Below are 13,436 nucleotides of genomic sequence, written 5' to 3'. Positions count from 1 at the left end.
TAGTTCTAAGAAAACGACGCTAGCTTATCAAGAATACTTTGTAATTCCATACGATTATTTTTTAAAGCTTCTTCTTTAGAACGCACAAGATCCGGATTAGCCTTTGCTCGGAAACTTTCACTATCCAATAAGCATGAGACACTTTCGATAGCATTTTCTAAACGTATTTTCTCTTTTTCTAGTCGATTTTTTTCTTTAATAATTTGTTCTATAGGAACAAGTACCCCAAGACGAATACCTTCAACAACTCCTAAACTATAGACACGATCCTTAGGCTCTTCGGTCAGATACTCAAGAGAAGCTATCCCACCGAGAGCACATATCATAGGCGCATAAGCATCGATAGAAATTCCCTCAGGACAAATAACAAATACTTCTAAAGAAGCTCTAGGGTCTAGCTGTATCTCCCCACGAATATTCCTAATAGTATAAACTAACCTTTCTGCAAGAGCGAAAGATTCATGAAGATCCCTAGGAATAGCTATATCTATAGTTTGCGGATAAGGAGCTACTACATAAGACTCTGCTCGCAACATATCTAAAGCATGCGCTGTGATAGCATCAGTGGATTGCTCATTAACCTCACCTAACCTCTCCTTTAACTTCAGAAATAGTGTTTCTGTAACAAAAGGAGTTATAGGATGCAAAACACCCAAAATGTTCACCAGCAAAACTGCTAATAGCTTTTGCTTTGTAAGCCGATCTTCCTCTCTACCCTGCTTTCCATAAAGTATAGGCTTGATAATTTCTATATATGTAGAACAAAAATCATTCCTAAAAAATTCATACGCCATTGTTGTTATCTTATCGAAAGCATAGCTTTGATATGCAGAATCTAACTGTTTTAACAACTGATTGAATCCATCAAGAATATAGTAATCTTCTAATCCTAAAAGAGTCTTATCTATACCATTAGCGAGGTCTTTACTCGTTAAATTAGAAATATGACCAAAGATAAATCTCGCGCCATTCCAAATCTTATTCGCAAAATTTTTGTATTCCTCAAACAGACGATAGTCAAGATCTATTTGCTCACCACGATTCGCACATGAGCATAATGTCATACGAACAGCGTCAGCACCATACTTAGCAATCATCTCTAAAGGATCAATGACATTGCCCTTAGATTTGGAAAGCTTTTCCCACTTTGCCACAACATCTTTAGGAAGAGATTTCCCCATGTCATAAGCATGTTTTTCTTCCCCAGAAATATATGTCCATTCCCCAAGATCATTATAACGTTTGTAAGACTTACCAAAAATTAATCCGTGTAAGAAAACATCATCAAAAGGTTTCTCTCCAACCATAGCACTGCAAAGCAGCACCATACGTGTCACCCAGAAAAATAGAATATCATGGCCAGTAATAAGAACCGCTGTAGGATAAAATTTCTCCAAATCTCCAGATTCTACATCAGGCCAACCTAAACATGTTAGTGGCCACAACCCAGAAGAAAACCAAGTATCTAATACATCAGGATCTTGATACCAAGAATCAGGATCTTGAGCAACCTCTTCAGGGATCCCTTCACCATCGTAACAGAGTACTCGATCTTGATCGCTCTTATGATACCATACAGGAATACGATGTCCCCACCACAACTGCCGACTAATACACCAATCACGAAGGTTATTCACCCAAGAGAGATAATTCCGTGTAAATTCTGGAGGGAAAATTTTTATAGAATCACTGGCAACAAACTCACGTAAAGAATCTCGAAAACTATCTACAGAAACAAACCATTGTTTCGATAAATATGGTTCGATAACCGCTCCAGAACGATAAGACACGCCGACTCTTAGTTTATAGGGCTCTTTTTTGACAAATAGCCCCATGGTGTCCAATGCTGTGATAATATCTTCACGAGCTTTTTCTTTACTTAATCCTACAAATATTCCCCCATTCTCATTTATCTCTCCAGTAGGAGTCAGAATATTTACCATAGATAAATTGTGATTGATTCCTGTGCGGTAATCATCTCGATCATGGGCAGGCGTGATTTTTACAGCTCCAGTACCAAATAAAGGATCTACAGATATATCTCCAATTATAGGGATCTCGCGATCTACAAAAGGTAGGTGAACCTTAGCTCCTAATAAATGACTGTAACGCTGGTCATCAGGGGAAATAGCAATAGCGGTATCCCCAAGTAATGTTTCTGGACGTGTAGTTGCTACAATGATTTCTTCATCACTATCGACTACTTTATAACGAATATAGTAAAGCCAACCATCCTTCTCCTCATACTCTACTTCATCATCAGCAAGAGCCGTTTGTAAAACAGGATCCCAGTTAACAAGATAGTATCCTCTATAAATATGCCCTTTATCAAAAAGCACCTTGAAAGCTTTTTTTACAGCACGATTCGCTAATGGTTCCATAGTGAAACGTAACCGAGACCAGTCGCAAGAACATCCCAACTGACGTAATTGAGAAAGAATTACTCCCTCACTCTTTTCTTTCCATTCCCAAACATGTTTTAGGAATTCTTCTCGGGAAAAATCTATACGGCGTTTACCCAAGGAAGAATATAAATGTCTTTCTACTACTGTTTGTGTAGCAATACCAGCGTGATCTGTACCGGGAACCCAACAAACCTCGAATCCCGACATACGCTTATAACGAATAAGAACATCTTGAAGAGTATTTACAAGCGCATGTCCCATATGCAAAATACCCGTAACATTCGGGGGGGGCATAATAATAGCATAAGGGAGCTTATCACTTGCTGATTGTGCCGTGAACATACCCGACTCTTCCCAAAAAGCATAAAGCTTTTCCTCTAACCCTTTAGGATCATAAGCCTTGGGAAATTCATCCTCTTCCATAATTCTATATCCAAATCTCTAAAGTATTTTTAGATGTCGTAGTAGCAAAAACCTAGGTTTAAGAAGCATCTACAGAAATAACTTCCATCCAAAGATGATGGCGCCTACTGACTATTTCTTTGTCTCCGCTAGATAAAGAAACCTTATAAGAAACAATGCCCTGTCGCTCTTCATAATCATCGCCTTTCAGACAATAAATACGATAACCAGAAAGTTGACGCACTTCATATGTTAATTTTTCTATCTTCCCATCGCCATAGTACACCCAAAGATGTAAAGTTGCGGGAAGCATACTTGTCATTCGATAGGGCAGACTCCAGGTAACAACAACCTGCTGACCAAATATCTCATGAACACAAGCTTGCTCTATACCCAGATGTGCCGCAGCCGTATAATCATTATCTACAAACTCTGTAAATGAGGATAACGAAGGTTGCGAACACGCTGATAAACATAGTACCGATACCAGAGGAAATAGGACTATGATCAATAAGATTTTAGAATAATAATAACGCAAAAACAAAAGCAAAGAGTGCAAACGATTCAACTATCCCAATAGATGCAAAAGATTTACCATAAATAGCTGAAGAACGCGCGTATGCTTGGATAGCACTTACACAACACTTCCCCTGCATTACAGCGGATATTAATAATGCTATACCGACAGAAAGCCCCATAGCAATAGCGCCTATAGCACCCACTTTACCATCTTTAACCCCATCTCTGAGTAAAAGCATGAAAATCAATCCGTAGATAGATTGTGATGATGGCATCGCCGATAAACCTATAATCTTTCCATGTCCCTCATCAATTCGGGACATCACAGCGTGTGAAGCCACCCCTGCCATACCACAACCAATGGCGCTGCCTATCATTGCTAAGCCCATGGCGAAAACAGGACCAACAACCGACAAATCAATCATTATGTACCTCTATATCTCATAATAATATCTTAAGAAAACCTCGAAGAATCAGTTCTTTAGTTATCTTGTTTATAATTTAATTTTTCCAAAGATCACGAATTCTATCAAACCGTAGAATTATTACCTAAATCTATCCCTAGGAATCCACAACCTTATGGCATACTACTTTCTTTAAAGGATGTAGGAGTTTCCCTCCCCCATCAAAACTATAGTGATACCACTCAATAAAGTTTAATCTAAGTCCATGAATCACTCCTCCCATAATAGAAAGAAGTATATTCACCGAATGACCGAATAAAATAATAACGAAAGCTATAGCAGGAGGGAAACGATTGCTAATCTGCACAATTGTTGTTCCTACCATAGCTCCTGCCAATCCCAATGCATAGATACGCAAATAAGATAGAACATCTGAGAATACCTGAATAATCGCAGTAATCTCATCAATACCGCTAACTCCACGTTGTAAAATAGCACCAGCAACAGCGAGACCTATACCTACAAATACTCCGTAATAACCAATTACCCCTCCAAGATCATAAGGAACATGAAATAGATAATGAATCAGAGATACCGATTGCAAATACAAAGGTAGATACAAATAGGCGCCGCACATAAAAATAATCCATCCTAGACCTGAATAACGCTGACGGATATAACGCAACATTCCTAGAGCCATATGAATCACCCCAACAAATAAAGCTAACTCCATTAGGATGTTATCGGTAAACTTATCATAGACAACGGCACGTGCTACAGTATCTCCACTAGATTTTTCTGTAGCGAGAAGAAACTCTTCTGGATTTTGTTTATCTTTTAACAAAGGATGTTCATTAACTAACTCCTTATACCCCTTAGGATGCTTATCTAGATAATATTCTGCTTTTTTCAAAGCCAACATATGGGTAAGAGAATACTCTCGTAAAGGATTTGAAGGACTTATAGAAATCCCAAAAAATGACATTGTCGCAAATCCCCAGAAAATACACCCCAATCCTAAAATAGAAAACATCTTCAAGAAACGCGCCAATGACTTAGAACCCTTAAGAGCACGACGCGCTTTAAACGTTATGAAAAGCGAGGTTGCTAAGAAAACAAGTCCATAACCACCGTCATTGACAATCATAGAGAAGAAAAAGAAAAATGAGATAAATACCCATAATGAAGGATCTTTATCTGAAGATGCCGGTGTATCATAAATGTTTACCAAATCTTCTCCGATACGTCCGAGACCACTATTTTCTAAATATGTAGGGACAATCTCATCAGGATCTGGAGCCACTTTATGTAAACAAATATCAAACTGGTTACATAGTTGTTCCAGTTCTTGAATACGATCAGATATTACCCATCCTGAAATAGAAAAAATCTTACCATCAAAGAGCTCCTCCACACTATCTTCAGCATGTCTTAATCGTTGTTCATTATCATAATCACAAAGCCCTTCAAGAACATCTTGACGATAAGCATAAAGTTCACAAATTCTCGATTTCTTAAGATGAATATTTCTTAAAAGAACAGATTCTTTAGATTGCAATTCGTTAACAGAATGGGGGGCATCGATCTCTGTGAATTGATCTTTTGACAAGTTAACTATACCAATCACAGCATAGTAATCGAAATTATATGCCGTAGATAAGTAAAAGACATTGGATTGCTCTACTTCTATATCTTGACCATCTACGTGTTTTCCATAGAAAAATCTGATTGTTAACCCAGTTTTCCTCGTAAATTCGACAATATCATCAGAAGAAAATGGCCCTAAAGGTTTAACTCTAAGAATCTCTTTCCTTAAAGCTTTCGTAGCTTCCGTCAAAGAGAGAATTTCTTGATGAAGAGAAAATACTTCCTCTAGTATCTGTTCAACAGTTAAATCCTCGGATTTTGACAAAGATAAGTCAGCCGAGGGATATTCTCTTTTCAGGCAGTTTAGAATTTTCAAACATTCAGAAAAACGACGTAATTTTTCAGAAGTAATAAATCTTTTATCAGAGATGAACTCAACTATTCCAAGTTCTCTACAAGCAGTAAAAAATTCTGATCGGTTTCTTCCAATAAAGAGATACTTATCAACATTTACGCGCATTCGGATTCCTCCTTACGCTGCTGTATCTTTTTCTTAGCCATTTTTACTTGGCCAACATCTGTAATGCTGCGATCACTTAAGAAAATCGCAATCTTCTTAATCATTCGTGTGGTCTCTGGAATCAGTTTCTTCTCAAAGAGATTTACACGAATGGATACATTTCTTAATTCTTCCTCTAGAATTCTTTGCTTTTCTGTAGCCACTTCAGAACGCACTTTATTAATTACAAACTCTCTGGAGTAGGCTACAAGGGTATCGATCCAAATAGGGGTATCTAAAACGGAATAAGAAGATTCTGATAGGATAATATTTCTTACTACAGGAACTTCTACTCCTGTAATATTTTCATAATCCTTTTCAACTTTTTCTATCCTGAAGCTATTTGTAATCGCATCAACATAAAGAGGAACACTATAAAGCTCCGCGAAAGCATAAATACTTTCCCTAGCTTCTTCATATGCTTGTATACTCTCACTAGCCTCTCGGACAGCATTAGAAACTTCCACTTGCAAGAGCGCTTTTTTTAATTTTAACGTCGGTAAATATGTTTCCAGACGCGAGAGTTTTACCTTCTCTAAACGATAGGCATTCTTTGTTAGCTTTATCTGTGAAGACATGACTTCGGCCAATACTTATTGATCAATTGTTCCTTTATTCCCACTTCTTCGGAATGGAAACTTTGGGCAAGAATTTTCCAACCAATGTCTAAAGCTTCTTCTAAAGGAATATTCACTTCTAAACTCATTAATCGTGTTTCGAAAAGCTCAGCAAATGCCAATAGCTTTTTATCCCAATTTGACAACTTAAAGCCCATAGACATTCTTTCAGCAGCTTTTCTAGAATCGGCATACAGCCGTATTAAGGAGTTTGCAAGATCTCCATGATCTTCTCTAGTTACCTTGCCAATAACTAATTGCTTCAAACGAGATAATGAACCAAACGGATCAATACGATTATTTTTCAGATAAAACTGTCCTTCTGTAATAAATCCAGTGTTATCAGGAACAGGATGAGTAATATCATCCCCGGGCATTGTAGTGACACTAATTAAAGTGATAGATCCACCGTTTGCTATATCCATAGCTTTTTCATAACGCAATGCAAGATCTGAATATAAAGATCCTGGATATCCACGGTTTGCAGGAATTTGATCCATAGTGATGGCGATTTCTTTTAAAGCATCTGCAAATGCCGTCATGTCTGTAAGTAAGACCAAAACATTTTTATTATGATCTACAGCAAATTTTTCAGCACAGGCTAAAGCCATATCAGGAATTAAAACACACTCTACAGGCGCGTCTACAGCTTTATGAATAAACATCACACATTTATCTGCAAATCCCAATCTTTTGGATTCATCAACAAAAAAGCTATAGTCAATGAACGTTAATCCCATACCACCGATAATTACAATATCAGCATCTGTTTGTGCTGCGATACGCATCAATAAAGCATTGTGATTCTCCCCTGAAGAAGAAAAAATAGGAATTTTTTGTGACTTAACTAAACAATTGAAGACATCAATCATAGGAATATTAGTTTTCACCATATCCCTGGGCACAACACGACAAACAGGATTAAATGTAGGTGTTGAGATTTCAATCGGATCACCGAAGCATTCTCCCTCACCATCAATCGGCTTACCTACACCATTTAAGCGTCTACCTATTAAAGATTCCCCATAAGTAACCTCCATAGAACGACCTAAAAAGATGACCCTATCTCCTGTCGACAATCCAGAAGTGCCTCCAAAAACTTGTAAAGTCACTTTCTTAGCATCAAAGCGCAAAACAGAAGCGTATGAAGATCTTCCATCTACTCTTTCGATTTCCGCTAATTCGCCTAAACGTGCTCCCTCAGCTTCTACGGTTATTAAGTTTCCTTTGATGTCGGTAATTTTTGTATATATTGTCTGCATAACCTTACGCTGTTTGTACCATCTTCGTCTCTAATAACCTAAGAACTATTTCCATCCCTTCTTTGTATTCTTCAGAAAGAAACTTCTGTCCATTTAAGGTTTTAATTTTACTTTGCAGTTCAAGGAAAAAACTCCTCGCATTATCGGGACAATCAAAGCTAAATTTCGCGTCAAAAATACGACTCATTAATGAAAATAACTCAATTTGCCGATCAAAGGGACAATAACAATCTACAGCATCAAAAGCATTCTGTTGGAGATAACAAAAGTCATATAACTCAGCTTTTAGGTAGATCTCCATATCATCCATGGGAATACCTTCTTCTCCGACGACTTCCATACGTTTACCAATTTCGGATCCTTCGCGAAGGAAGTAATTTGCTTTTTTAACTGCCTCTCCCCAACCTTGAATCTTATTCTCTAATATATCTCCAACTTGATCTAAATATTTTGACCAGGAAATCATCGGATCAATAGAAGGATAACGTCGAGCATCAGCACGAGCTTTTGAAAGACCACAAAAAGCTCCTACTACAGATAAAGTAGCTTGTGTTACAGGCTCTTCAAAATTTCCTCCTGCAGGAGATACAGCACCGCATATTGTCAAAGAACCTTCCGACCCATCTTTCATACGCACAGCGCCACCTCGTTCATAAAAAGCGGCTATTCTTGATGCTAGATAAGCTGGGAAAGCTTCTTCTCCTGGAATTTCTTCTAATCTTCCTGAGATTTCTCTTAATGCTTGAGCCCATCGCGACGTCGAATCAGCAAGTAAAAGTACATGTAGACCCATCTGTCTATAATATTCTGCAATAGTAATTCCCAGATAGATTGAAGATTCTCTAGCTGCCACAGGCATGGAAGAGGTATTACAAATAATACATGTCCTATGCATTAAAGACTCTCCGGTATGAGGATCTGTAAGGTGAGGAAATTCTTGTAATACCTCTACCACTTCACCAGCACGCTCTCCACATGCACAAAGAATAACAATATCTACAGCAGCATACTTAGATAAATGGTGCTGCAAAACTGTTTTTCCCGCACCAAATGGACCGGGGGTACAAAATGTCCCACCTTTCAATACAGGAATTTGCGTATCCAAGATACGTACACCTACGTCCATAATCTCATGACAAGGCACCTTATCTCCTTGAATAAATGCCTGCTTAATTGGCCATTTCTGAACCATAGTAAAGTTGTATTCCTTCCCATCCGCATCTCGAGCTTTAGCAACTACCGTATCAACGCTATAGCTACCTTCGGAAATTACCCAAGTAATGGTTACCTCTTTAAAACAAGAAAACGGCACCATAATTTTATGGTTAAAGTAACCTTCTTTCACAAAACCTAGAGCATCCCCACGAACAAGAACATCTCCTACAACAGCTTTTGGCGTATATTCCCACAATGTATGCTTACAAAGAGCATTAACATATTCTCCTCGTTTCAAAAAGAAACTACTCTCTGCCAATACCTGTAGACGGTTTTGCAATCCGTCAAAAATTCCTTGCAACAATCCTGGGCCTAATTCTGCTTCTAATAAGTGCCCAGAGAAAGTCACTAAAGCTCCTCGGCAAACGTCTTGAGTATCTTCAAAAACCTGAATTTTAACCTCTTGACCAACAACCTCAATAACTTCAGCTTTTAACCATGTGTCATTAACACTAACATAAGCAACTTCTCCTTGACGCACGTGTCCATCAAAACGCACACGCAATAAATTGCCGTAGGCCTCTACAACATATCCCTGAGTTGTTTGTCCTGAAGTTACTACCATGTGATTGCCTTTTCCATAGAATTAATAATGTTTTTGCCTTTCTCTAAATTTACCATACTATTGCGAATGGCAAATAAATATGCTGCAACCCTTGCTAAAACTGCATTTGCATCAAAATATTTATCCCGATACATCTCCTCAATTTTATGAAACTCGTAAAGAGACAGTGTACGGTTCAATGTATGAGGTAAACGTCCATAATCTTGTAATACATCACTCAAATCTGAAAATTCTTCTGGAAGCTCGTAATTAGGAGCATCTTTTTGCATCAAAACTTGAAGCACCACAGGATCAGAACTGTCTTCATCTCTTAATACATAAGAGACATCAAGTTTCATAACTCGAGAACGAAATCCTGCTAGAATAATGCGTAAATTTTGTTTGAACGTAAAATACGTGCGAAGGAACTCAGAAGAGCTATGTTGGTAATAGGATAGAAATTCCCTAACTAATGAAGAAAAGTTGTCTACACGCTCTTTAGAAGTCTTATATTGCAAGAGAAAGTCTTTAAAAAAATCCTCAAACTCACAATCATCTGACCATTGTTGAAGATTAACCATACCCTCAACATTCTCTTGTGTTACGATGCCATAAGAATGCGGTAGAGGTTTCCCTGACCAGAAAAATGCAAAATTTTCAAAATCAAAAAAACGTTTTAAGATGACGTAATATCCTAGATCTTGATTGGATAAATTTAAATGAAGTAGATCATCAAGAATATCAAAAGAATAAACGGGCCGAGACTCAGGAAGCTGAGGAAGAAAAAACGACGATAAAAAGTAGTATTGAGTCATGGCAATAACTCTAAAATTGGTTAGGACTCCGCATTTGAGAAAAAAACCTAAGAGCCCTGAAATATCATTTCACGAAAATCTTTTTGCAAATAACGCATTAAAAGATCAAGCAAGGTATCCGAACTAAGATCTAAAACCCAGTTCTTGTCTTCAACTTTTAATTGAACACCACCGACAAACTTCCCGATAGCCACTCCCTTACCTTTGAGTTTTGCTAATACGGATTTTCCTAGGAGTTCATTAACAGCTCTTGTCGCCACGTGTTTACCGATATAAGCTGTAAGATCCCCGGAAATGCCTTGGTCTTCTATAGCCTGTATCAACGCTGCAACAAGTTTAGCAGACACCTCAGGATCAGCTAAAGCATTGTCTAGCCATTCTGCTAAGGATTCTTTAAAGACTTTGTTTTCTACAGATTGTTTTAAACTTTCTAAGGAACGCTTTCCTGCTTGAACTAAAGCAGATTCTCCCTGTTTTAGCTTATTGTCAGCTTCTTGTTGAGCTGAAGCAATAACCTGAGCAGCTCGCTCCTGAGCTTCATCAATTATCCTTTTCGCCTGTTCTTTTGCATTACGCACAATGGCGTCCGCTTCATCTTCAGCAGGTTTTAAAGTTTCTATTCGTAGAGCATCGCAGATTTGCTTTAATTTGTCTTCTGCACCGAGATCTGCCATATTATTGCTACCATGAGAAAACAGAGTTTATCTTAAAAAAAATTTCGATTATAATTCAACTAATCCAACAGATTATAGCATTAGATCATTTAAATAAAATTAAATAAAAGATTTCCATGAAACTTCATGCTCTTATTTCTTTTCTGTTTGCTAGTTTTTCGCTCATAGCAAGTGCAAATCCTCAAACGCAAAGAACACCACAAAACAGCGCAAAACCGTCTCACAGACGTCTCTCAAGCGTTTCCCAAAGAAGAGCATTAAAAAGATCACAAGCTATTGTTCCCAATGAAATTGCTTCACGTTATATTGCAAAAAGAGCAAATAAAAACAGAAGAACAACACAGGCAGAAAAAGCAAAACACTTAGTTTCATGGGTTTCTTATTCTTGCGATGAGTATTCAATTCGCATTCCAAATAACTGGCAATGTATAAATGATAAAACACAACTCCCTGAAAAACTAGATGTAGTGTTTATTGGACAAGGAATAGGCTCGTTAACCCCTACGATCAATATTTCTCAAGAAATTACATCTAAAAATCAACCTGAATATATTGAAGAGATCCTTGCGTATCATAAAGCTAATGAAATGACGTTGGAATCTTCTGTATTCACTCATATTCAATCTGCTAACGGGGAATTTACTATTATTAAGACAGAAAAAAATTCTTCTTGGGGTAAGGTTTTTTGCCTACAAGGTGTTGCTGTCATCAACCATAAAGCCTATATTTTTACAAGCACAGCTACTTTGGATGATTACCCCAATGTATCTTTGATTTTTTTAAAAACTGTTTCTTCATTTAAGCTTTCAGAAAAAGAAGCAGCTTCTGGAGATGCGATCCTCGAAGAAGCCTTAAAAGCTCTTCAAACAGAAATAGAGTAGTATTCAGAATTTTCAAACTAAAGACGCATTCTCTTTATGTAAGACTTCTTTTTTAAGGGCATCGAAAATAAAGCGGATTGCTATTTTCTTCCCTTCAATAATTAAATTGAAAACCACAGGGAATCTTGAAAAGAGCAGTTGGAAAGGGACCTCTACAGCACTACCTTGAATAGAGACTGAGACAGTAGCATTTCCTAAGATAGGAGAGGCTTCATGAATCCTCAAACATAATGCAGCGAATTGACGAATAGAGTTTCGCATTGATGGGTCGAAGGTATATGTAGAAGAACAACAACTACAAGCTAGGACTTCCTCCAAGCTAAATACAGAAAAAGAAACTTCTCCTTCGCAGCAGCACGGACAGGAAAAAACAAGTAACGAGTTATGGTTCATCTTATCTTCTTTAATTTGCCTTTAAAGTACTTAACATCAACTCAAAGACAGTTTTTCTTACGCATCTTGGGCAGCTATTTGCTTAATAAATTCTGTAACCGCTGCTTCAAGAATTTGAGTATCACCAGAAAATATACGAATACCCTCAGCAAGTTTCTCAGTAGCCATAGCATCTTCATTCATTAAGAATCGAAATACGCTTTCTGTCAATTCAACAGGTTGAACATCTAATTTCTTAGCAGCTGTAACATCTAATTTTTTTGTAACCGGCGATTGATCCTTTTTCAATTCATCTAACAATTTCGGAGAAACTGTTAGCAAATCACATCCTGCTAGAGCTAATACCTGTTCCTTAGAACGGAAAGAGGCGGCCATGATTTGTGTAGGGATATCAAACTTCTTATAATATGTATAGATATTCGATACAGAAGCTACACCAGGATCAGCTTCTATAGAGTAACCCTCATCTCCATAAGCAGCTATCCACCAATCATAAATACGACCAACGAACGGCGAAATCAATGTTGCTTTTGCTTTAGCAGCCGCAATAGCCTGAATCAAATTAAAGACAAGAGTAACATTACAAGCAATACCTTGTTTTTCTAGAACTTCTACAGCTTGAATTCCTTCCCAAGTACCAGGAATTTTAACTAAAAGACGTTTCTTATCCCCACCAGAAGCAGCAAATAATTCACTTAGAAAAATAGCTCTTTGAATCATTGCTTCTGTATTAAAGGAAAGACGCGCATCAATTTCCAAAGAAACTCTACCTGGAATACAGTTAAGAATTTCTAAACCAAAATTCACCTGTATCTTATCTAAAACAAAAGTTAAAGTTTGAATATCATCGCCGTTTTGTCGAATTCCCCAAGCAATTGCTTCGGTTAGCAATTCTTGATACTTCGGCTCTTGCGCAACTTTAAGAATAAGAGATGGATTCGTCGTTGCGTCTTGAGATCCTGAAGACTTAACTAACTCTGGATCACCAGTATCACAAACAAGAACACTCAAGAGTTTTAGTTGCTCGAATTGGCTAGACATAAGCACCCTGTTATCACTATTCGTCTTTCGGTGAGGCTACCAAAAAAAAACATTACTATCAAGGAGGTTATGGATCAAAGCTTAACCTCCTATTCCGATCGTTAAAGCCTAAAGCCTA

The 13,436-nt window shown here is 37.6% G+C and carries 12 protein-coding genes; 1 reads left to right on the top strand and 11 read right to left on the bottom strand.

All coding sequences use genetic code 11. The annotated features are described in order from the left end of the window. Positions 1-5: 5 nt before the first annotated feature. The 9 genes from O1W70_RS04755 to O1W70_RS04715 all read right to left on the bottom strand — a co-directional run bounded on the left by O1W70_RS04755 (position 6) and on the right by O1W70_RS04715 (position 11,003). Positions 6-2,828 (bottom strand): valine--tRNA ligase, encoded by a 2,823-nt coding sequence (locus O1W70_RS04755; protein WP_332381536.1) that lies wholly within the window; start codon positions 2,826-2,828, stop codon positions 6-8. A 58-nt stretch (positions 2,829-2,886) separates the two neighbouring features. Next, on the bottom strand, positions 2,887-3,366 hold the full coding sequence (locus tag O1W70_RS04750) for a hypothetical protein (RefSeq protein ID WP_332381537.1): 480 nt from the start codon (positions 3,364-3,366) through the stop codon (positions 2,887-2,889). Beyond that, complete coding sequence (locus tag O1W70_RS04745; RefSeq protein ID WP_117274444.1) at positions 3,326-3,751, bottom strand: ATP synthase subunit C; 426 nt, start codon at positions 3,749-3,751, stop codon at positions 3,326-3,328. The genes O1W70_RS04750 and O1W70_RS04745 overlap by 41 nt, the downstream gene beginning before the upstream one ends. Before the next feature lie 136 nt (positions 3,752-3,887). After that, positions 3,888-5,837 (bottom strand): V-type ATP synthase subunit I, encoded by a 1,950-nt coding sequence (locus O1W70_RS04740; RefSeq protein ID WP_332381539.1) that lies wholly within the window; start codon positions 5,835-5,837, stop codon positions 3,888-3,890. Next, positions 5,828-6,454, bottom strand: a complete 627-nt coding sequence (locus O1W70_RS04735) for a V-type ATP synthase subunit D (RefSeq protein WP_332381541.1) — start codon at positions 6,452-6,454, stop codon at positions 5,828-5,830. Before O1W70_RS04735 ends, O1W70_RS04740 begins: the two co-directional genes overlap by 10 nt. After that, on the bottom strand, positions 6,439-7,755 hold the full coding sequence (locus tag O1W70_RS04730; RefSeq protein ID WP_332381542.1) for a V-type ATP synthase subunit B: 1,317 nt from the start codon (positions 7,753-7,755) through the stop codon (positions 6,439-6,441). Before O1W70_RS04730 ends, O1W70_RS04735 begins: the two co-directional genes overlap by 16 nt. 4 nt (positions 7,756-7,759) lie before the next feature. Further along, a complete protein-coding gene (locus O1W70_RS04725; RefSeq protein ID WP_332381543.1) occupies positions 7,760-9,535 on the bottom strand; it encodes a V-type ATP synthase subunit A in 1,776 nt (591 codons plus the stop codon). Continuing rightward, positions 9,529-10,329, bottom strand: a complete 801-nt coding sequence (locus O1W70_RS04720) for a DUF2764 family protein (protein ID WP_332381544.1) — start codon at positions 10,327-10,329, stop codon at positions 9,529-9,531. Before O1W70_RS04720 ends, O1W70_RS04725 begins: the two co-directional genes overlap by 7 nt. Positions 10,330-10,376: 47 nt before the next feature. Next, entirely contained in the window at positions 10,377-11,003 is a 627-nt protein-coding gene (locus O1W70_RS04715; protein WP_332381546.1) for a V-type ATP synthase subunit E, read from the bottom strand. Between the two features lie 116 nt (positions 11,004-11,119). On the opposite strand from O1W70_RS04715, the gene O1W70_RS04710 reads away from it, so the two are divergent. Beyond that, on the top strand, positions 11,120-11,884 hold the full coding sequence (locus O1W70_RS04710) for a hypothetical protein (protein ID WP_332381547.1): 765 nt from the start codon (positions 11,120-11,122) through the stop codon (positions 11,882-11,884). A gap of 12 nt (positions 11,885-11,896) precedes the next feature. Here O1W70_RS04710 and O1W70_RS04705 read toward each other — a convergent pair whose 3' ends face one another. Both O1W70_RS04705 and tal read right to left on the bottom strand, forming a co-directional pair. Then, on the bottom strand, positions 11,897-12,277 hold the full coding sequence (locus tag O1W70_RS04705; protein WP_332381549.1) for a ferredoxin: 381 nt from the start codon (positions 12,275-12,277) through the stop codon (positions 11,897-11,899). 57 nt (positions 12,278-12,334) lie between these two features. Next, the gene (gene tal / locus O1W70_RS04700; protein WP_332381550.1) at positions 12,335-13,318 is read right to left on the bottom strand and encodes a transaldolase; all 984 of its coding nucleotides are present in this window, start codon (positions 13,316-13,318) and stop codon (positions 12,335-12,337) included. Between the last annotated feature and the right edge of the window lie 118 nt (positions 13,319-13,436).

This window comes from Chlamydia sp. 16-02 (assembly GCF_042235055.1).
Taxonomy (GTDB): domain Bacteria; phylum Chlamydiota; class Chlamydiia; order Chlamydiales; family Chlamydiaceae; genus Chlamydia.
The sequence above is the reverse complement of the archived record's forward strand: the minus strand, read 5'-3'. Positions and strand labels throughout refer to the sequence as shown.